The organism is Ruminococcus sp. 1001713B170207_170306_F1 (assembly GCF_015668065.1).
GTDB lineage: Bacteria > Bacillota > Clostridia > Lachnospirales > Lachnospiraceae > Blautia_A > Blautia_A faecis.
On record NZ_JADPEX010000008.1, the window covers coordinates 113,511 to 134,968 of the forward strand.

The window sequence follows — 21,458 nt, forward strand, 5'->3', positions numbered from 1 at the left end:
ATTTAAGGAGATGACATCAATGGTCAAAGTAGGAAAATGGATAGCCAAGCATAAGGTCCTGGTGCTTTTGATCGGACTTTTGCTGGTAATCCCGTCTGTGATCGGAATCGCAGAGACGAGAGTCAATTATGATCTGTTAAGTTACCTGCCGGATACCCTTGAGACAGTAAAAGGTCAGGATATTCTGGTAGATGAGTTTGGTATGGGCGCCTTTTCCATGGTAATTGTGGAGAATATGGATATGAAGGATGTCCAGAAGCTGGAAGAGAAATTCAGTGAAGTAGAGCATGTAAAGGATGTTCTTTGGTATGATGATGTGGCGGATATCACTCTTCCGGTAGAGATGATTCCTGAGAAGTACAGAAAGGTATTTATAAATGGCGATGCAACCATGATGCTGGTTCTGTTTGATAATACCACATCTTCAGATACTTCCATGGAAGCTATCACAGAACTACGTAAGATTGCCAACGAGCAGTGCTTCCTCAGTGGCATGACAGGAGTTGTTACAGATATTAAGAACATTGCCATGCAGGAGCTGCCGATTTACGTTGTGATCGCAGCAGTACTCAGTCTGATCGTTCTGGAGCTGACAAGCGGATCCTTTGTTGTTCCGTTTTTGTTCCTGCTTAGCATCGGACTTGCTATTCTTTACAACCTGGGAAGCAATGTTATTTTAGGCGAGACTTCTTATATTACGCAGGCACTTACCGCGGTACTTCAGCTTGGTGTTACCATGGATTATTCCATTTTCCTTCTGAACAGCTATGAGGAAAATAAGAAGCGTTTTCCTGGAGAAAAGGACCGTGCCATGGGGCATGCCATTGCAAATACTTTTAAGTCTGTAGCTGGAAGCTCTGTTACCACAGTAGCCGGCTTCGTTGCACTTTGTGTTATGACCTTTGCTCTTGGACGTGACCTTGGTATTGTTATGGCAAAGGGCGTTATTATTGGTGTTATCTGCTGTGTAACCATTCTTCCGGCACTGGTTCTGTTTTTTGACAAGCCTATTGAGAAGACACAGCATAAGCTGCTTCTTGCCAGAATGGATAAACCGTCTGCATTTATTACGAAGCATTATAAGCTTTGGACTGTGATTTTCCTGGTGCTTCTGCTTCCGGCTATTTATGGAAACAATCATACAAAGATTTACTATAATATTGCAGAATCCCTTCCATCCACTTTGGATTGCAACATTGCCAATGATGAGCTGGAGAAAACTTTCGCAGTAGGCAATATCCATATGATTATGATGGATAAGAATATGGACTCCAAGCAGAAACAGCAGATGTTAAATGATATTGATAAGGTTGAGGGTGTGAAGTGGAGTCTGGGTATGAATTCCCTGATCGGACCTACCGTTCCGGAGTCTATGATCCCGGATGATCTGAAGAAGATTTTCAAAGGAGATCAATATGAGCTTGCATTTGTATGCTCTGAATATGGTTCTGCTACAGATGAGGTAAATGCCCAGCTTGCAGAAATTGATAAAATAGTAAAGAAATACGATAATACTGCAATGGTAATCGGTGAGGCACCGCTTATGAAAGATCTTCAGGATACCACAGATGCCGATCTGGTTCGTGTAAATGTAATCTCCATCGGTGCCATTTTCCTGATCATTATGATTATCTTTAAATCAATTTCCCTTCCGATCATTCTGGTTGCGGTTATTGAGTTTGCGATTTTTGTCAATATGGCCATTCCGTACTATCAGGGAATCAGCCTTCCGTTCGTTGCAAGTATTGTTATTGGTGCCATCCAGCTGGGTGCAACCGTTGACTATGCGATCCTGATGACTACCCGTTATCAGAGAGAGAGACAGCACGGTAAGAATAAGATGGAAGCCATCAGCATTGCCCATAAGACCAGCATGCCGTCCATTATCAGCAGTGGTCTCAGCTTCTTCGCAGCAACCTTCGGTGTTTCCTGTTATTCACAGGTTGAGATGATCGGTTCTATCTGTACATTGCTTGCCCGTGGTGCGATCATCAGTATGGTAGTTGTACTGTTTATCTTACCAGCTATGTTTATGATCTTCGATAAACTGATCTGTGTTACATCTATTGGTTTCCTTGGAGATAAAAAGGCAGCCAAAGCGAAATAAAACATAATCAGACGTCCTGGGAGCGCTGATTACGCTCAGAACAGCCGGCTTTGGAAGAAATCCGTTATGGTTCGCTCCGTGACAAGTAACACGCTTCGCGATGCATAGAAATCCTGCTTCAGCAAAATGAGGCAGGATTTTTTTGTTGAATAAAAGAGAAGAAAACGTTATAATTGTGTTGCATTTTAGAGCCTGTTTGAAAAAAGATTCCCGCAAATTGTGACGTACATTTTGCAGAATGCCTTTTTCAAATACGTTTTAGGAAATGGAGTGATTTGTACATGACACTAGAAGAAATCCTTGCCCAGGTGCAAATGGGAGGACTTTCTCCGGAAGCAGCAGGGAAGCTGATTCGACAGGATGGTTACAAGGAAATGGATTATGCCAAGCTGGATACGGGGAGAAAAGCCCGTACTGGTTTCGCAGAGGTGATTTACTGCAGCAATAAGGCAGATGCCCATTTGCTGAAAATATTTGAGCGTTTATATATGGAAGAGGGAGAAGTACTTGGAACAAGGGCTTCCCAGGCACAGTATGAGCTGGTGAAGGAGAAGTTTCCAGAAGTTCAGTATGACCCTGTTTCCAGAATCCTGAAAATAGAGAAACCAGATAAGATTCATGAGGGAAAGGTGGCTGTCTGTACTGCAGGCACTGCAGATATTCCGGTGGCCGAGGAAGCAGCACAGACTGCAGAATATTTTGGAACTCACGTGGAACGGATTTATGATGTTGGTGTAAGTGGAATGCACAGGCTGTTTTCCAGGCTGGAGATCATTCAGGACGCGAATTGTGTTGTGGCTGTGGCTGGCATGGAGGGTGCTCTTGCCAGTGTTATGGGCGGTCTTGTAAGCCGACCGGTGATCGCGGTGCCTACGTCTGTGGGATATGGAGCGAATTTCCATGGATTATCAGCACTTCTGACCATGATCAATTCCTGTGCTAATGGAATTGCCACCGTGAATATTGACAATGGATATGGAGCCGGATATCTGGCAACGCAGATGAACCGGCTGGCGCTTGGTAAGTAAGAGACACAAATTGAAAAGCAATTTGATAAATTTGTAACGAGGAGAATTATGGGAAAATCATTATATCTGGAGTGTTATTCCGGAATCAGTGGTGATATGACAGTGGCAGCACTGCTGGATCTGGGAGCAGATCAGAAGGTGCTGGAGGATGTACTTGAAAGTATTCCGGTGCAGGGATTTGAGATAAAAGTAAGCAGGGTGACGAAATCCGGGATTGATGCCTGTGATTTCGATGTAATCCTGGATGCAGAGATAGACGGACATGACCATGATATGGAGTATCTGCATGGACATGATCATAGTCATACGCATGGGGCAGAAGAACATAATCACAGTCATACGCATGAGGCAGAAGAACATAATCACAGTCATACGCATATGGCAGAAGAACATAATCACCAGTATGAGCATAGCCATGAGGCAGCTGCAAAGAATGTGGCAGCACATGGACATGATCATGGAGATGAGATAGCAGCACATACTCACGAGCCCCATCGTCATCACAAACATCGCGGTATGAACGAAATCTGTCAGATACTTGCTGACACAAAGATGACTGACAGTGCCAGAGGTATTGCCCTTAAAATTTTTCAGATCCTGGCAAGGGCAGAAGCAAAAGCCCACAATGTTCCGGTGGAGGAGGTGCATTTCCACGAAGTTGGAGCTGTGGATTCCATTGTAGATATTTTGTCCGTGGCAGTCTGCCTGGACAATCTTGGAATTACAGAGGTCATTGTACCTGTATTATGTGAAGGAATGGGTACGGTCCGCTGCCAGCATGGCATTTTACCAGTTCCGGTTCCAGCGGTAACCCATATTGTACAGCAGTGTGGCCTGAATCTGCGGATCACTCCGGTACAGGGTGAACTGGTAACTCCTACAGGTGCGGCAATTGTGGCAGCAGTACGTACTTCCTGCAAATTACCGGAGACCTTTGCAATTGAGAAAACAGGTATCGGAGCTGGCAAGAGGACGTATGAGTGCCCGGGAATCCTGCGTGCAATGCTGATTCACCCGGAAGAATCCCATAAACCGGAAAAAGCGGTGGGAATTCTGGCAGGAAATGAAAGTGCGGCAAATGAAACTGCCAAAATTCAGACCGGTGTTACGGAAAGCGCGGATTGTGCAGATTACATCTACAAGCTGGAAACAAACATCGATGACTGCAGCGGTGAAGTACTTGGCTTTGTCATGGAGAAGCTTTTTGAGGCCGGTGCAAGGGATGTGCATTATACTCCTGTATATATGAAGAAAAACCGTCCTGCATGGCTTCTTACTGTAATTTGTAAGGAAGAAGATGTTCCGGGAATGGAAGCGCTGATTTTTGCAGAAACTACCAGTATTGGTATCCGCAGGGCCAGGATGGAGCGCACGATTTTGCCCCGGAGAAAACGGAAAGTAATGATTCCCTTCGGCGAGGTGGAAGTGAAAATATGCGGTTCAGAAGGAGCAGAGAAATGCTATCCAGAGTATGAAAGCCTGGCGAAAATCTGCAGAAAGACTGGAATTTCTTATGCAGAAGCCTACCAGATGGCAGTAGACGCAAGTAAGAATCTGGAATGATTGATGCTATTGGTCACGGTAAACAGTAATGTTACTGTTCACTGATAACGTTCCGTGAGGTGCTTTTTTGAACAAAGTTTACAGAAAACCCGAGAAATACAGTAACTGATTGATCGCTTCCAGGTCAAATCGCAATATTGCAACCTGCGAAAGAGTATGTTACAATACAGTTTGGCTTTTTTTCAAAGAGAAGTTTATATACGAATGCTTTGGATAAAACAGAAAGCCAAATTTTTCAAAATATAATGGAGTGAATATGAAGAAATATTTAGATAATCTCAGACAGTATCAGTTCCTGTTAAGTGAATTGGTCAAAAAAGGAATCAAGCTGAAATATCGTCGTTCCTACCTTGGTATTTTGTGGTCCATGCTAGAACCACTGCTTTCCATGGTGGTACTGACCATTGTCTTCGGAACCCTGTATGGAAACACGGACAAAACATTCCCTGTATACATTCTTTCCGGACGTCTTCTGTACAGCTTTTATTCCTCTGCAACCAAAGCTGCGCTGAAATCCATCCGATCCAATGCAGCAATGATCAAGAAAGTGTATGTACCGAAATATCTGTATCCACTTTCAACTGTAATTTATAATTATATTATTTTTCTGATCTCCCTGGTTGTGCTTGCCATTGTAGGCGTGATCCTGGGTGTGAAACCGACTATTTATCTGCTTCAGGCACCGGTTGCCCTGATCATCATTCTGATCCTTTCCTACGGAAGTGGAATGTTCCTTGCAACTATCGGTGTATTTTTCAGAGATATTGAGTACCTCTGGTCTGTTGCCCTGATGCTGATCATGTATACATGTGCCATCTTCTATTATCCAAGCAAGCTGCTGAAGAGTGGCTGGGCATGGATCCTGAAGTTCAATCCGCTGTACTGTACCATTCAGATTTTCCGATCTGCAATATTCGGAGAGCCTATGTATGCGCCATATGTAATTTATGCAGCTGCATTCAGCGTAGTGATTACCATCATCGGACTTGTATGCTTCAAGAAAAAACAGGATAATTTTATTCTGTACATCTAGAACCTGTTTGAAAAATCATTCCCTGCAGAAAGTATTTTTCAAACACGCTCTAAACTACCATTTACAGGAACATGTTAAGGAGAAAATATGAGCAAGACAGCCATTGAAGTCGATAACGTAAGTATGAAGTTCAACCTGAGCCGTGAGAAGGTTGACAGCTTAAAAGATTATATATTTAAAACCATTAAGAGAGAAATCCAGTACAATGAATTCTGGGCTTTGAAGAATGTAAGCTTCAGCGTGGAAAAGGGAGACCGTGTAGGTATCCTTGGTCTTAACGGAGCTGGAAAAAGTACTCTTCTGAAGGTGATTTCCGGTGTATTCAAGCCTACAGAGGGTCATGTGGACAAACATGGGAAAATGGTTCCCCTTCTGGAACTTGGCGCTGGTTTTGACCCGCAGTATACAGGAAAAGAGAATATTTACCTGTATGGTGCCATGCTTGGATATACCAAGAAATTTATTGACAGCAAATATGATGAGATTGTAGAATTCTCTGAACTTCAGAAATTCATGGATGTTCCGGTGAAAAATTATTCCTCCGGTATGAAATCCAGACTTGGCTTTTCCATTGCCACAGTAGTAGAACCGAAGATCCTGATCCTGGACGAGGTCCTTTCCGTAGGTGACGCCAAGTTCCGTAAAAAAAGTGAAAAGAAGATCATGAGTATGTTTGACTCAGGTGTTACCGTCCTTTTTGTATCCCATTCTCTGGAACAGGTACAGCGCCTTTGCAATAAGGCCATGATTCTGGAAAAAGGCAAGCTGATCGCATACGGCGACATTGATCCGATCTCTGAGCAATACAGTAAAATGATAGGTGGCTGATCATGAAAAAGGAATTAACCCGGGAAGTTTCCAGATATGACAAGCTGATAAAGCGTTTAGAAGGTGAAAAATGAAAATCCTGCAGGTAGGGCTGGGAAATAATCCTGGCGGTATGGAAGCATTTGTAATGAACTATTTCAGGGAACTGGCCAGACAGGGAGTATCCTTTGATTTTGTATCCATGTATGGAACGATTGCTTATGAGAAAGAAATCCTGGATCTTGGTGGACGGGTTTTTTATGTTCCCAATATAAAAAAAGATTACTTTGGCTATATAAAGGCCTTTCGGAAGCTCCTTTCCCGGGAGAAGTACGATGTCGTGCATGTGAATATGCTTTCAGCAGCCAATATCGTACCACTTCGCCTGGCGAAGCAGGCAGGAGTGAGAAAGGTGATCGCACATTCCCATAACGCTTCAGCACCGGGAATTGTGCGTAAGCTGATGGATGGCGTGAATCGTCCCAGAATGAAGCATTATGTGAATGAGAAGTTTGCCTGTTCCGAAAAAGCAGGCAGATGGTTGTTCGGAGATAAGGCTTTTGAACGGGGTGAAGTAACTTTGGTTGCAAACGCAATTGAGACAGATAAATATGGCTTTTCAGAGTCAAACAGGCGGAAAATCAGAGAAAAGCTGGGGATTTCTGGGGATGCCCTGGTAGTAGGGCATGTAGGCAGGTTTCAGATTCAGAAGAATCATGAGGCCATTCTTCGTATTTTCCATGAAATCCAACGAAAAGAGCCGGCTGCAAGGCTTTGCCTTATAGGTGACGGCGAATTAAAGGAACAGATCCAGGAGCAGGCTAAGAAGGCGGGTGTCCTGGATAAAATCATATTTACGGGAGTATGTCAGGACGTGGAGCGGTACTTAAGCGCCATGGATGTTTTCCTGTTTCCTTCTTTATTTGAGGGACTTCCCTTTACTCTTCTGGAAGCTCAGGCCAATGGCCTGCCCTGTGTGATTTCAGACCAGATCACAGGAGAAGCAGTACTCTCCCAGGAAAATGTGACGATGATTTCTCTGGCAGAAAGCCCGGAGAAATGGGCCAAAGCTGTGTTTAAGATGAAGGAAGCCGGGAGAATCGAAAGAGAAGAAGCGGCCAGAAGGCTGGCAGAAGCAGGATTTGACATCCATAAGGAAGGGCAGAAGCTGATGCTTCTGTATGGCAGATAAGCTGACTGAGAAAGCTTTAGAGCGTGTTTGAAAAAGGCTTTCTGCAAGATGTGCGTCACAATTTCTAGACCGCAACCATTTAAAGAGCAGGAGAATAGGAATGGAAAAAATAGATTTTGTGCTCACCTGGGTGGACGGCAGTGACCCTGACTGGCTTGCACAGCGCAGGGAATATCAGCCTGGCAGGGGAACTGACGCCGGGGAGAGCAGATACCGCGATTGGGACAATCTCCAGTACTGGTTCCGCGGTGTGGAGAAATTTGCTCCCTGGGTAAATAAAATATATTTTGTTACATGGGGACATGTTCCAAAGTGGCTGAATACAGCTCATGAGAAGATTCAGATTGTAAAGCATGAGGATTTTATGGCGCCTGCTTATCTTCCTACCTTTAATATTAATTCCATAGAACTGAATCTTCACCGAATAAAAGGATTGTCAGAGCATTTCGTCTTTTTTAATGATGATATGTTTCTCATTGATTCCGTGAAACAGGAAGATTTTTTCAAAAACGGACTCCCCTGTGACTGCTGTATTGAGACCGCCCTTGTGCAGGACAATATCCGCAACCCTTTTGCCAATATTCTTATGAATGATGCAGCTCTTGTCAATATGCATTATAATAAAAAAGAAGTGATCAAAAAGCAGGCAAAAAAATGGTTTAGCCCGGCTTATGGAGCAATGCTCTTCCGCAATGTGCTGATGCTGCCTTATCGTGAATTTTCCAGTTTTAAATATTCACATCTTCCAAGTCCTTTTTTGAAAGCAACCTATTGGAAAGTATGGGACGAAGAAGGCGCTGTTCTGGATGAGGTTTGTAAGAATCGTTTCCGTACAGTATTCGATGTGAACCAGTACGTGATGAAATACTGGCAGTACATGGAAGGGAAATTTATGCCCCAGTCACCGAAGCTTGGAAGATTTTATACCATAGGAAAGCATGATCAGCAGATCCACCATACCATTCGCAGACAGGCGTGTAAGATGATCTGCCTTAATGATGATGTGAATGTGGGTGATTTTGAGAAGCAGAAGAAAGAAATTCAGAGAAGCTTTGAAGTGATTTTTCCAGAGAAATCGTCTTTTGAGATGTAATTGCAGAAAGCCTTTTTCATACAGGCTCTGGTGTATCGTAATTTTTGTTAGGCAAATTATAGAAACGAGGGTAAGAGATGACAAAGGATTCCCTTAAAAGGAAAATAAAAGAAGAGGGTCTGGCTGGAAGTGTTCTTTATTATCTGGGTCGCTTTTGTTCAAAAGCGGAGCTTGCCATGGTGGGAAAATGGTTCGGGAATCACGGGAAGCTCCGTCAGAACTGCATTGTGCTGAAAAACCGTACCATGCAGGACATGACAGACAATCCCAGGGCCTTTTATGAATATCTGATTCAGAATAAAATAAATGAGAACTATCAGATTATCTGGATGGTTTCCGATAAGAAAAAATGTAAGAAACTGAAATGCAAGAATGTTAAATTTGTAACGGCAGAGAATAAATATGGCTGGTCCAGCCCCCTTTCTTATTATTATGGTGCTGTTGCAGGATTTTTTTTCTATACAAACAATACAGCTTACCTGAATTTTTACCATTGTAAAGGGCAGACCACAGTGAACATGTGGCATGGCTGCGGCTATAAGGATGCAGCCAAAGACAACAAGCCGCCAGAAGGAAAAAGCATGATGCATTTTGACCATGCCATGGTGCCGGGACCTGTGTTTGTGGAAACAAAATCCCGTTACTGGAACTGTGAGAAAGAGAAGATTCTTGCCCTTGGCTATCCAAGATATGACTGGATGCTCCATCCATCTGTCAGCCGTGGGGAGGCGCTGGAGAAGCTTTTTTCCCATAAGGATATGAAAACCGTGATCTGGATGCCTACTTTCCGAAAAAGTGAGGTGCTGATCAGCGCAGAGAATGAAATTGAACTTCCCTTTCAGCTTCCTGCATTGGAGAGCGAGGCGGAGCTGAAAGCACTGGATGTTCATTTAAGGGAATGCGGAATATTTCTGATCATCAAAAAACATCCCCTTCAGTCTGGCTGGTCCCTGGATGAAGGTGCGTATACCAATATCCGTTATGTGACAGAAGAAATGCTTCAGAAATCGGGCATTCAGCTGTATGAACTGGTGGGACTTATGGATGGACTGATTTCGGATTATTCCTCCATTGCAGTAGACTATATGCTTCTTGACCGACCTCTGGGCTATGTGCTCACAGACCTGGAAAGCTATCGAAATACAAGAGGATTTGTATTTGAAAATCCGGAAGCATATATGCCAGGTGAGAAGATTTACAATTTAGAGGATCTGAAGGACTATTTTTCCCATATTGCAGTGGGAGAGGATCCTTTTAAAGAAGAGAGAAGAAGATTATTGCCTACAATGCACACTATGCCAAAGAAGTCAGGTTACTGCGAGGCACTTGCAGAGTATTTGAATATAAAGTAAAATAAAAGCAGAAGTTACCCATCCAAAAAGGTTCTAGTACATCATTTCGTAAATAATTATATCAATCGGATTCACAGACAAGTGAGTGGTATAGTTATTTAGAAAACAATGTGCTATGATTATTTTTTCGAAAAAAACAGATACAGGAGAGGGATAAATGGGAAAGGTAATCGGATACACACAGGGAACTTACGATATGTTTCATATCGGTCATCTGAACCTGATCAAAAATGCTAAGAGAAGATGTGATTATCTGATCGTAGGCGTAAATACAGATGAGCTTGTGGAAAGCTATAAGAATAAAAGACCTATCGTGCCATTGGAAGAGCGGGCTGAGATCGTCCGGTCTATTAAATATGTGGACGAGGTGATCATCACGAATACCCTTGATAAAAAAGAAATCTGGGATAAGATCCGTTTCGATGAAATTTATATCGGAGATGACTGGAAGGGAAATGAGCGCTGGGAGCGCACCGGGAAAGAGATGGAAGCCCTGGGAGCCAGGCTGGTTTATCTTCCCTACACCAAAGATACTTCTTCTACAATGCTTCGTGAGAAACTGAAAGAGTATTAATGCGGACTGATTTAGAGCCTTTTTTAAACAGGCTCTGGATTGTAATATATTAAGAAAGGTAAAATCCATGGAAAGAGCACAGAGAATTCTAAAGAAATTTTCAAAAATCCTGAAAGAGCAGGGCGCAGGACCTTTGTTCACCACATTCAAAGGCTATGTGACTTATGCTTTATATGACCGCTGGAAAGTGAGAAGACTTCGTAAATTCCCCCCGCGTATGGTGAAAAACAGAATCCTGTTTGAGACAAATGATGATTTTACAGACAATTGCCGGGCTCTTTTTGATTATATGGTTGCAAATGGATATAATAAAAAATATGAGCTTGTCTGGCTGGTTCATGAGCCGGAGAAGTATAAGAAATACCAGGCGGAGAATGTGAAGTTTGTTCGCAATTTCAAGAAGAACACGACGATCCGCAGGGCAGCAGCTTACCGCTATGCATTGACCTCAGCCTTTATTTTTTACACCCAGGCGTTTAACTGGATCGGAATGGCAAGAAAGGGTCAGACTTTTGTAAATCTCTGGCATGGCTGCGGCTACAAGGCGAACAAGAACAACCGCAAGGTATTTTTCGACTACTGTCTGGTGCCAGGAGATGTGTTTATTGAGACGAAGAAAGAGTTCTTTGGCTGCAGTTCCAGGAAGCTTCTTGCACTTGGCTATCCCCGTTACGATCAGATGATGAAGGGAAGCAACGCCGCAAGAGCATATAAGGAAAAGCTTCTGAAAGCAGCTGACAGTGACAAGCTGATCCTGTGGATGCCTACCTACCGTCATGCAAGCAGCGAGAGACTGAATGAGGAAACGCTGAACAATGAATTTAATATCCCGATCCTGGACGATAAGGAGCGGCTTCTTGCTTTTAATAATTTCTGTCGTGATAATCATGTACTTGTGGTAATTAAGAAGCATTATCTCCAGATTCCATATGACTTTGGAGAAAATGTGCTGACAAATATTGTTTACCTGGAAAATCAGGATCTGGAAGACAATGGCTTGCAGCTTTATGAGTTTATCAACTGTTCGGATGCCCTGGTTTCTGACTATTCCTCTGTGGCAATTGATTATCTGCTTCTTAACAGACCTATGGGATTTACCCTGGATGATTATGATGCCTATACAGAGTCCAGAGGATGGGTATTTGAAGATCCACTGGAATACATGCCAGGGGAACACATTTACAATGTACAGCAGTTTGAACAGTTTGTTCTGGATATCAGGAATGGAAAAGACGACTATGAGAATCAGCGGAAGGCGGTTCTTGCAAAGACTCATAATGTAACAGATAATTACTGCAAACGTGTTCTGGATTATTTCAAAATTACGGTATAACAGTGAAAATACGAAAGCCCTTTTTTACATGCTTCAGGATTTATCCCGCAAAAGGAGGAAGCCCCGGCAGGGGTGGTATATAACATGAAAATATGTATCTGGATAACAAAAATCTTTGATCTGGGCGGAACCAAGAGAGTGGTTTCCCTGTTGGCAAATGAGTTGGTGAAAGAGCATGAAGTGACGATCATGACTTATGAAGACCGCTTTCGTGAAGACCGCACCATGTATCATTTAAGTGAAGATATTAATGTGGATTTCATTGACAACAGCCAGTTCGTGAATAAGCATCATACCCCGGCTTTCTGCGCCCGCTATCTGGTGAAGAAGCTCAATGACAGATCTGGTATGTTTAATAAAAAAAGCCTGAATCCCATTCTTGCAGAAGCAATTTTTCCAAAAAAAACAAGAGAGAAATGGGTGGAATATTTTAATTCCCAGGATTATGACGTGATCCTTACCACAGCATCCCTAAGCCTGAGACTTGCCATGATCGCACCCCGGCTGAAAGCCGCAACCATCGGGTGGCAGCATAACTGCTATGACGGATATCTTCATGTGAAGCCTGTCGTTTTCTGGCAGCAGGAGAACCTTCTTCAGCAGTATCTGCCAAATCTGGACCGCTACATTGTGTTGAGTGATTATGATAAGCGCGATTATATGGAGAAGCTTGGAATAGATTGTGAAGTAAAAATCAATCCCAGAAGCTTTGTCAGTGAAAAGAAGTGCGATGTGAAATCCAAACGTTTTCTCATGGCGACCCGTTTCGTATATGCCAAAGGACTGGATCTGATGATGGAATCCTTTGAAGAGTTCTGCAAAGAGGATTCGGAGTGGGAGCTTGATATCATCGGAGACGGAGATCTTTTTGACCAGATCAGGGCAGACGCGAAGAAGCGTCATCTGGAGAAGCGAGTCCATTTTGTAGGATATACCAATGAGCCTGAGAAGTATTATCTGAATTCTTCTGTTTTCCTTCTTCCATCCAGATGGGAAGGCTGGCCTATGGTGATTATGGAAGCCTTTGAGTTTGGCCTTCCGGTGATCGCTTATCATATGGGCGCCATGGATCTGATCATTGATGACGGAAAGACCGGTTTCCTTCCTGAAGCGTTTGATCCCCACAAATTTGCCCAGGCCATGCTGAAACTGGCACATGACGAAGAGCTTCGTGTCCGGATGTCTGCGAATGCCATTGCCAAGTCTGATGATTTTTCTATCGACAAGGCAGTGAAAGAATGGGACAGACTTTTTGAACGTGTAGTTGCGAAGAAGAGGGGGAAGTGACATGAAGATCACCGTGAACAACCTGAAGAAGCTGGTGAAAAAGCTGGTCCGCCCGGATGAAAATTCCGGTAAAGAAAAGGACACTTTTGAGGCGGCCTTAAAGAGAGCCAGGGATGAGGCAAAATACAATCTTACTGAGGAGCTTCGGGAGAAGTACGCGGATTTTCTTGACAGTCCCATAAAGGAAAAATGTATACTATACGAGGCATTTGGGGGCAGAGGCATGACCTGCAGCCCTCATGCCATTTTCAAGTATTTGCTGACCCAGACAGAATTTCAGGAGTATCTCCATGTCTGGGTCATTGACGATTTTTCGGATAATGAACCATGGATGGGACTTTACAGGGATGATCCAAATGTGAAATTTATTAAATTCCAGTCTGTAGAATACAGGGAATATCTGGCTACAGCCAAATATCTGATCAATAATGTAAGCTTTCCCGGATATTTTACCAAACGTAAGGAGCAGATCTTTGTGGATACCTGGCACGGAATCCCGTTAAAAACCATTGGATTTGACATTCCGGCAGGCAAGGTGAGTGCAGGAAATACAGTAAGGAATTTCCTTGCAGCAGACTATCTGATCGCGCCCAATCATTTTATGACAGAGATTTATGAGAATGCGTTCAAAATGAAAAATCTTTATCCCGGAAAAATCCTGGAAATCGGGCAGCCCCGTAATGACAGCTATTTTCACACAGACCGGGAGGCCATATTTAAGAAGCTGCAGATGGCAGGCGTGGAGGCAGATCCAAAGAAGAAGCTGATCCTTTATGCGCCTACCTGGAAGGGCAGCAGGTATTCCAGCCCTGATACCAGCCTGGATGCCTATGAGAAGATGATCCGCACTATCGAGGAGAATGTGGATACCAGGGAGTACCAGGTGCTGGTGAAGCCTCATCAGATTGTATACTACCACATTAAAGACACAGTAGGGATAACCGGCCAGTATATTCCTGCAACCGTAGATACCAATGAGCTTCTTCGTGCTACAGATGTTCTGATTTCCGATTATTCCAGTATTTATTTTGACTATCTGGTATCGAAAAAGCCCATTTTGTTCTTTATCCCGGATCTTGCAGAATATAAAAATTACAGAGGCTTATACTTCGGAATTGATAAGCTGCCGGGTCCTGTTGCAGAAACTTATGAGCAGCTTGGAGCTTATGTGAAGGATGCCGAAAGAGCCATGGAGCCATACCGGAAGGTTTACGAAAGGGAAGCAGCCTGGGCGTGTCCGCAAGACGATGGAGAGGTCTGCCGCCGCCTTGCAGACATTGTGTTCCACGGAAAAGAGGATTCCCGGTGCATATTCTGTCAGAATGAGGCGCAGCCGCCAAAGGAAAAGCTTTTGATGTATGCCGGTGATTTTTCTGAGGGGGATGACACCGAAGCATTTCTTGGACTTGCAGAGAACCTGGATTTTCAGAAATATGATGTTACCTTGCTTGTGTGCGGTGGTGGAGACGATTTTGCAGAAGAACAGATCATAGGTCTTCCTGCCGGGCTTCGGATCCTTTACCGTGGTCAGCCTTTTAACGGAAAAGCGGAGGAAATCGCGCAGAATGAGCTGTTTTTGAAGGGAAAAATAAAAGATATTCCACATGCTTTTTACAAGAGAGAGGCAAGGCGCCTGTTTGGAGAGGCGAAATTCGACTGTGCAATTGACCTTACCGGGAAAAAGAGCCTGTTTTCAGTGGTGGCAAAGGAGATGGATGGCGTTCGGTTTTTCCAATACAATGCACGTTTTGTCCGGGAAAAACAGATTGCAAAGGAGCTGGCAGGCCAGCAGGTAATCGTATCTGCCACAGAAAGCTACTTTATTGCCAGATACCAGGGAAACAATCCAGCTGTTATTACCGTGGAAGCCATTCCGGCACCGGATACAGAGAAAGTCAATTATATCTGTATGTACCAGCAGAAAGCCCAGAACGTTCTGAAAGCCTTTTGCCGTCTGGAGAAAAATACCTGTCTTTACATTACCGGAAAAGGGAAAGGGTATCAGAAGCTGAAAGCTATGGTTTCAGATCTTCACCTGGAGGGAAGGGTGATCCTTACCGGATGGCTTGAGAAACCCTTTGCATTTATGAATCTGTGCGATTATTTTATCTGTCCGGAAGGGGAAGAAGAAAGCCTGGGTACCCTTGCTGCAAAAACCATGAATATGAAGCTGCTGGCAGAAGACTGCACAACAGAGATGCCTTACAGCTTTCAGGCCAGGTCCTGGAATCAGGAACAGAGTGAGAAGCTGGATGAGCTGATAGAAGGTAAGAGGACTTCAGATGAATGAGATAGAGAAGATTTTGAAAGATAATATGGAGGATTATGAGAGCGTGAAACGTCAGGCTCTGAAATTCATTCATGAGAATAAGAAAGAACTTTCCAAAAACTATGCCTACGCAGAGGTATGCGGGAATCCGGTGGATGCTTCCCATTTTTTCTTCCTTATAGATGAAAAAAAGCCTGGCAGTGACCTGCTTCTGGAAATGCTGGACTATGCGCTGAAGAATTATGTTTCCTCTGAGAAGGCGAGTGTTACGGCCTGCATAAAAGGCGGTTTTCATCTGGTGAAAAAAACAGGTGTGGACTATGTAAAAGAGGAAAGTCGTGAATATCTGGAGGCGCTTTCCCAGGCAGGTTACATTATCGGTAATATGGTTCTGCCAGGCTCTTTTGTGAAAAAAGAAGCACAGGTTTATTTTAATCCCATGCTGGAAATTTATGATAGGAAGTCTGTGGAGACTGCAGAATTTCTCTCAGTTACGGCAAGGGAGATTCTGAAAACAGATTATATCTACGCTCCGTCTAAGAGCAAAGCGAAGGAAGCATGGCTGGAAAAATGCACCCTGGGAAAAGTCTATGATGGAAAAGTGATCATAGAGAAAAAGGAAGGATTAAAAGAAGGCAGAGGCAGTCTTCTGGAGTGTATCCGAAGGCAGAATGCAGTGCCTGGAATGGAGTTTTTCTCCCTTCGAAATCAGGAGGAAAGGAAGAAAGTCCTGATCCTTAGCAGCTGGAAAGCCGAGCGGGAGGCTAAGCTTGTTGTCCGAAAGCTTGCAGACAGTATGGACAGGGAAAAATATGATACGGTTATTTATAGTGGCTGGCTTGGAAGCAGGGGAGATGTGAAAGAATTTCTCGCCTTTGAAAAAGAGCTTCCAAAAGTGATGGGCGCAGGAAGGATGACTTTGAGTGAGGAAGATTTCCTGAATTACCGTATGATTGAGAAAAATCCGGCTCTTTATCTGGAAAATCCGGAAATACGAAGATATATGCGAATGCTTGCCCAAAGAGAGTGGGGCAGGCTGTTCGGCAGCAGTTCCTGGGATGTGGTGATCATGGCTGGAAGTACAGGGTATCTGCCATATTATCTGGCAGCAGAGGCACCGGCGAAAATGAAAGTTCTGGTGGATCTTGATTTTCTGCTTTACATCCATGAAAAATATCCGGCAAGATGGCGAAAAGCCCTTACTGTATTTGACCGGATATATGCTCCGGCAGATTGCCAGCAGCTGGGAGACTACGGAAAGGAAAACCGCCTTCGGATAATGCGCCTTCCGGTACTTGCTGCAGCCAGACCAGAGGAGAACCAGGTGGAAACGGTTTCCTACAATGGTGAGACATACCTTGTGTGTGGGAAATGGAACCTGCAGGGAGAGCGTATTTCCATGAAGCTGGTACAAAAGCCGGTTCCGGGAAGTATTCTGGTAAATGGTGAGCTTGCACCAACTGCAGAGCAGAAAAAAGCTTTGGAGCAGCTGTCGAAGGAGCACAGGATTTATGTGCTGGGGGCACAGAGCGCCGCCTATAAAAGTCTTTTGCCAGAAGCAGTGATCCTGGATGGATATGTGAAAAAAGAACTGTATCTGCAGCCTGCGGCCTGGGAATTTTTTGGAGCCTTTGAGAGTTATGTAGGAAACAAGGCCTTGGAATATGATGCATTGGAAAGAATATGTAAAACTTTTGGAGTGAAGGAGGACATTCCTTGATTCGTTCAGGGAGTGTCCTTTTTCTATAAAATGGGGGGAAAGTATGAATACGAAGAATAAAACCGGGAAATTCCGGATCATTTTCCGTTTCCTGAAAGGAAATATCCGGTTTTTTGTGGGAACGCTATTATTTTCGGTGTTGTTTACAGCATGTAATGCGTTGATCCCACAGATCGTGAAATACACAGCAGACCATATTCTGGTGCTGGATGGAATTCCGGATGGTCTGAATGTGCGGCAGACACTGCTTCTGGCAGCACTTCTGGTAGCTGCTTCGGCAGTTCTTTCGGGAGTTTTTAATTACTTAAGTAAAATGTGCCTGGCAAAAGGCTCAGAGAATTTCCTGAAATCCATCCGTGACACCTTGTATCACCACACCCAGTATCTGCCTTTTTCCTGGCATGTAAAGCACCAGACCGGGGAGATCATTCAGAGATGTACCTCTGACGTGGAAGTGATCCGTAACTTTGTGTGCAGGCAGCTGCCGGAGGTGTTTCGAATCTGTTTCCTGATCGTACTGTATCTGGGAATCATGTTTTCCATGAATGTGCAGATCACACTGGCTGCGGCAGCTTTTTTCCCGGTGATCATCGGTTATTCCTGCTATTTCTATTCCAGGATCGGGAAACGTTTTCAGGATGCTGATGAGGCGGAGGGGGCACTTTCCAGTACCGTGCAGGAGAATCTGACTGGAGTTCGTGTAGTGCGTGCTTTTGGTAGAGAAAAGTATGAGATCGATCGGTTTGATGAGAAAAATAATGCCTACTCCAATTTATGGGTATATCTTGGAAAACTGATGAGCGTTTACTGGGCATCGGGAGATTTGATCACCAACCTGCAGGTGCTGGTGGTTATGGTGACTGGTGTTGTTTTTGCCGTGAATGGACAGATCACATTGGGCGAGTTTATGGCATTTATTTCCTATAATGCGTCCCTGACCTGGCCGGTGCGAAGCCTGGGAAGGATTATTTCAGATATGAGTAAGGCTGGGGTTTCCATGGAACGTGTGGCTTATATTCTGGAGGCTGAGGAAGAAGATGCTGCTGTAAAGTGTGAAGCTAAGTCTACAGACAGAAATGAAAATGCAGAGAATATTGCGAAAAAGAAGAAGGCAGGACAGAGTGAGGCAACTCTGGCTTATAAGATTCCTGCGCGGACAGCAGAGCAAACGAGTGAGGATTCCGAAAATAAAGGCTGTGGAGAAAAGCAGACTTTGGGACCTGTCAGTGGAATGAAAACTGCCATGGATGGCGATATCTGCTTCCGCGATGTATCTTTCGGTTATTCTCCAGACCACCCGGTTCTGAAAAATATCAATTTTACAATCCCATCCGGAAGCACCTTTGCAATCCTTGGCACAACTGGAAGTGGAAAATCAACTCTGGTCCATTTACTGAACCGTTTATATGATCTGCCGGAAGACTGCGGCAGTATTACCATTGGCGGTACAGACATTCGTGACATTGACCGTCAGTACCTGCGCCAGAATATCGGCATGGTACTCCAGGAACCGTTCCTTTTCTCCAGAACCATCCGTGAGAATATTGGCATCACAAAGGAGAAGCTTCTGGATGAAGAAATCCGCCATGCAGCGGAGATTGCCTGTGTAGATGAGTCAATTCTTCATTTTACAGACGGATATGACACCATCGTAGGTGAGCGTGGCGTCACTTTGTCCGGTGGACAGAAGCAGCGTGTTGCAATTGCCAGAATGCTGATGAAAGAAGCTCCGATCCTGGTATTTGACGATTCCCTATCCGCAGTAGATACGGAGACAGACAACAAGATCCGCAAAGAACTGAAAAAAGAGATGGAGAAAGCAACGGTTATTATGATTTCCCACCGGATCACATCTCTTATGCAGGCTGACTGTATTATTGTGATGGACAAGGGAGAAATCCAGCAGATGGGTACCCATGAGGAACTGATCCACCAGGAGGGACCATACAAAGACATTTATGAGATTCAGATGAACAGTGACATCCGTCTCATGGAAGGAGGTGCAATGTGCGGATAGAAGAAAAAGAATATACAAAATCCATTGATATTTCCATCTGGAAAAAGGTTTTCCCTTTCCTTGCACCCCGGAAAAATGTGCTGATTATGGTAATTGTGATGAATATTCTCTGCTCCGTAGTGGATATTATCATGCCGTTATTTCAGCGACAGGCCATTGATTCCTTTATCGAGAAAAATACTCTGGCAGGACTTGGAGGATTTATTGCGCTGTATATTGCAGTGATCGTCTTTCAGATGTGGTCCGTCATCTGTTTCACCAGAGGCTGCATGACACTTGATGTGGAAACAGGCCGTGATATGAAACGGGCATTGTTTGTTCATCTTCAGAAGCTGTCTTTTTCCTACTACAATGCAACTCCGGTTGGATATATCCTGTCCAGGGTAATGAACGACGTAGCCAGGATCACAGAGTTGATCGCCTGGGATGTGATCGATATGCTGTGGGCTATCTTTTATGTAGTGGGTGTGTTTGTGGCAATGCTGTTTCTGAACTGGAAACTGGCTCTGGTGATCATGCTGATCGTTCCAGCTATTGCAGTTCTTACCTGGTATTTCCAGAATAAGATCCTCACATGGAACCGTCAGGTGAGAAAAATTAATTCCAAGATCACAAGTGGCTACAACGAAGGAATTATGGGCGCGAAAACTGTGAAATCCCTGGTTGTGGAGGAGAAAAACTTCCGGGAGTTTGCCTCTGTCACTGAGGAGATGAGAAGTGCGTCTATCAAGGCTGCCAGATTAAATGCAATTTATATTCCGCTGGTAGTTTTCTTTGGAGCTCTGGCAACTGCCCTTGTACTGGAGCGTGGCGGCATTATGGTTCTGAATGGAAGTATGGACATAGGAACACTTGCTGCATTTACTGCATATGCAGTTGGAATTTTTGAACCAATTCAGAGGCTTGCAGGAATTTTGTCCCAGTGCATTTCTGCTCAGGCAAATATTGAGCGGGTGACCTCCCTTCTGGAAGAGAAGCCCCAGGTGATAGACTCCCCAGAGGTTCTGGAAAAGTATGGAGATTTCTTTGATCCCCACAAGGAGAACTGGGAACCCATTAAAGGCGACATTGAGTTTGAAAACGTTTCATTCCAGTATCCCGATGGAAAAGAAGAGGTGCTCAGCAACTTCAACCTGAAAATTCCGGCTGGTACCAATGTGGCAATCGTCGGAGAGACCGGTGCAGGAAAAAGTACGCTGGTGAACCTGGCCTGCCGTTTCTTTGAGCCCACTAAGGGAAGAATCCTCATCGACGACAAAGATTACCGTGAGCGAAGTCAGTTGTGGCTGCACAGCAACATCGGGTATGTGCTTCAGAATCCCCATCTGTTCTCCGGGACTGTGATGGAGAATATCCGTTATGGAAGACTGGATGCCACTGATGAAGAAGTAAAGGCTGCTGCGAGGGCAGTTCATGCCGATGAGGTAGCCGAAAAGCTTGACAAAGGTTATGACAGTGACGTAGGTGAAGGCGGCGACCGTCTCTCCACCGGAGAAAAGCAGCTTCTTTCCTTTGCCCGCGCAGTACTGGCAGATCCCGCCATTTTCGTTCTGGACGAAGCAACTTCCTCTATTGACACCAAAACCGAGCAGCTGATCCAGCAGGCTACAGACAAACTGCTGAAAGGGCGAACTTCCTTCCTGATCGCTCACAGATTATCTACAATCCGTAATGCCGACCTGATTCTGGTAGTCCGGGATGGCAAGATTGTGGAGCAGGGAAAACATAAGGAGCTGCTGGAGAAAAAGGGATATTATTATCAGTTGGTACGGCAGCAATTTGCGGATGAGGAGTCCAGGAAGGTACTTAGCTAAGTCACTATTTAGTTGATTAAAAGTTCTTCAATGCGGACGCATTTGGACAATGTGTATTACTCACTCGCCGGCGCAACGCTGCAGCGAACTAATCGCTAACTGCGACTAATGCGTTCGGGAGAGCCCTCACGCATAAGTCTCCGTAAGCGCTCTCCTGAACGATTTAGTCGCAGTTAGCAGTTAGTTCGCTGCAGCGTTGCGCCGGCGAGTGAGCAATCACCATTGTCCGAATGCGTCCGCCTTGAACAACTTTCAACACACTAAATAGC

15 protein-coding genes are annotated in these 21,458 nt (G+C 44.4%); all 15 read left to right on the forward strand.

Annotated features, from left to right (window positions below; all coding sequences use genetic code 11):
- Positions 1-19 precede the first annotated feature (19 nt).
- The 15 genes from I4V84_RS07260 (at position 20) to I4V84_RS07330 (ending at position 21,189) form a co-directional block, all read left to right on the forward strand.
- A complete protein-coding gene (locus I4V84_RS07260; protein WP_195991490.1) occupies positions 20-2,107 on the forward strand; it encodes an MMPL family transporter in 2,088 nt (695 codons plus the stop codon).
- A gap of 281 nt (positions 2,108-2,388) precedes the next feature.
- Positions 2,389-3,135 (forward strand): nickel pincer cofactor biosynthesis protein LarB, encoded by a 747-nt coding sequence (gene larB, locus I4V84_RS07265; RefSeq protein WP_173774229.1) that lies wholly within the window; start codon positions 2,389-2,391, stop codon positions 3,133-3,135.
- Positions 3,136-3,183: 48 nt separating this feature from the next.
- Complete coding sequence (larC, locus tag I4V84_RS07270) at positions 3,184-4,698, forward strand: nickel pincer cofactor biosynthesis protein LarC (protein ID WP_195991491.1); 1,515 nt, start codon at positions 3,184-3,186, stop codon at positions 4,696-4,698.
- A gap of 256 nt (positions 4,699-4,954) precedes the next feature.
- Positions 4,955-5,731 (forward strand): ABC transporter permease, encoded by a 777-nt coding sequence (locus tag I4V84_RS07275; protein WP_118579579.1) that lies wholly within the window; start codon positions 4,955-4,957, stop codon positions 5,729-5,731.
- 87 nt (positions 5,732-5,818) lie between these two features.
- A complete protein-coding gene (locus I4V84_RS07280; protein WP_118579582.1) occupies positions 5,819-6,559 on the forward strand; it encodes an ABC transporter ATP-binding protein in 741 nt (246 codons plus the stop codon).
- Positions 6,560-6,629: 70 nt separating this feature from the next.
- Positions 6,630-7,730, forward strand: a complete 1,101-nt coding sequence (locus tag I4V84_RS07285; protein WP_195991492.1) for a glycosyltransferase family 1 protein — start codon at positions 6,630-6,632, stop codon at positions 7,728-7,730.
- A gap of 100 nt (positions 7,731-7,830) precedes the next feature.
- On the forward strand, positions 7,831-8,823 hold the full coding sequence (locus tag I4V84_RS07290; protein ID WP_195991493.1) for a Stealth CR1 domain-containing protein: 993 nt from the start codon (positions 7,831-7,833) through the stop codon (positions 8,821-8,823).
- Positions 8,824-8,900: 77 nt separating this feature from the next.
- On the forward strand, positions 8,901-10,175 hold the full coding sequence (locus I4V84_RS07295; RefSeq protein WP_195991494.1) for a CDP-glycerol glycerophosphotransferase family protein: 1,275 nt from the start codon (positions 8,901-8,903) through the stop codon (positions 10,173-10,175).
- A 157-nt stretch (positions 10,176-10,332) separates the two neighbouring features.
- A complete protein-coding gene (locus I4V84_RS07300) occupies positions 10,333-10,749 on the forward strand; it encodes an adenylyltransferase/cytidyltransferase family protein (RefSeq protein ID WP_118579597.1) in 417 nt (138 codons plus the stop codon).
- A gap of 67 nt (positions 10,750-10,816) precedes the next feature.
- Entirely contained in the window at positions 10,817-12,082 is a 1,266-nt protein-coding gene (locus I4V84_RS07305) for a CDP-glycerol glycerophosphotransferase family protein (RefSeq protein WP_195991495.1), read from the forward strand.
- Between the two features lie 84 nt (positions 12,083-12,166).
- A complete protein-coding gene (locus tag I4V84_RS07310) occupies positions 12,167-13,369 on the forward strand; it encodes a glycosyltransferase (protein WP_195991496.1) in 1,203 nt (400 codons plus the stop codon).
- Between the two features lies 1 nt (position 13,370).
- Complete coding sequence (locus tag I4V84_RS07315) at positions 13,371-15,659, forward strand: CDP-glycerol glycerophosphotransferase family protein (RefSeq protein WP_195991497.1); 2,289 nt, start codon at positions 13,371-13,373, stop codon at positions 15,657-15,659.
- On the forward strand, positions 15,652-17,358 hold the full coding sequence (locus tag I4V84_RS07320; RefSeq protein ID WP_195991498.1) for a hypothetical protein: 1,707 nt from the start codon (positions 15,652-15,654) through the stop codon (positions 17,356-17,358). Before I4V84_RS07315 ends, I4V84_RS07320 begins: the two co-directional genes overlap by 8 nt.
- 43 nt (positions 17,359-17,401) lie before the next feature.
- Positions 17,402-19,375, forward strand: a complete 1,974-nt coding sequence (locus tag I4V84_RS19880) for an ABC transporter ATP-binding protein (RefSeq protein ID WP_243284049.1) — start codon at positions 17,402-17,404, stop codon at positions 19,373-19,375.
- Positions 19,366-21,189: an ABC transporter ATP-binding protein gene (locus I4V84_RS07330; protein ID WP_272113126.1), complete on the forward strand. Its 1,824-nt coding sequence runs from the start codon at positions 19,366-19,368 to the stop codon at positions 21,187-21,189. The genes I4V84_RS19880 and I4V84_RS07330 overlap by 10 nt, the downstream gene beginning before the upstream one ends.
- Positions 21,190-21,458: the final 269 nt, after the last annotated feature.

Coding starts and splice junctions, on each gene's coding strand:
- I4V84_RS07260 (WP_195991490.1), top strand. CDS start 20: ATGGTCAAAGTAGGAAAATGGATAGCCAAGCATAAGGTCCTGGTGCTT.
- larB (WP_173774229.1), top strand. CDS start 2,389: ATGACACTAGAAGAAATCCTTGCCCAGGTGCAAATGGGAGGACTTTCT.
- larC (WP_195991491.1), top strand. CDS start 3,184: ATGGGAAAATCATTATATCTGGAGTGTTATTCCGGAATCAGTGGTGAT.
- I4V84_RS07275 (WP_118579579.1), top strand. CDS start 4,955: ATGAAGAAATATTTAGATAATCTCAGACAGTATCAGTTCCTGTTAAGT.
- I4V84_RS07280 (WP_118579582.1), top strand. CDS start 5,819: ATGAGCAAGACAGCCATTGAAGTCGATAACGTAAGTATGAAGTTCAAC.
- I4V84_RS07285 (WP_195991492.1), top strand. CDS start 6,630: ATGAAAATCCTGCAGGTAGGGCTGGGAAATAATCCTGGCGGTATGGAA.
- I4V84_RS07290 (WP_195991493.1), top strand. CDS start 7,831: ATGGAAAAAATAGATTTTGTGCTCACCTGGGTGGACGGCAGTGACCCT.
- I4V84_RS07295 (WP_195991494.1), top strand. CDS start 8,901: ATGACAAAGGATTCCCTTAAAAGGAAAATAAAAGAAGAGGGTCTGGCT.
- I4V84_RS07300 (WP_118579597.1), top strand. CDS start 10,333: ATGGGAAAGGTAATCGGATACACACAGGGAACTTACGATATGTTTCAT.
- I4V84_RS07305 (WP_195991495.1), top strand. CDS start 10,817: ATGGAAAGAGCACAGAGAATTCTAAAGAAATTTTCAAAAATCCTGAAA.
- I4V84_RS07310 (WP_195991496.1), top strand. CDS start 12,167: ATGAAAATATGTATCTGGATAACAAAAATCTTTGATCTGGGCGGAACC.
- I4V84_RS07315 (WP_195991497.1), top strand. CDS start 13,371: ATGAAGATCACCGTGAACAACCTGAAGAAGCTGGTGAAAAAGCTGGTC.
- I4V84_RS07320 (WP_195991498.1), top strand. CDS start 15,652: ATGAATGAGATAGAGAAGATTTTGAAAGATAATATGGAGGATTATGAG.
- I4V84_RS19880 (WP_243284049.1), top strand. CDS start 17,402: ATGAATACGAAGAATAAAACCGGGAAATTCCGGATCATTTTCCGTTTC.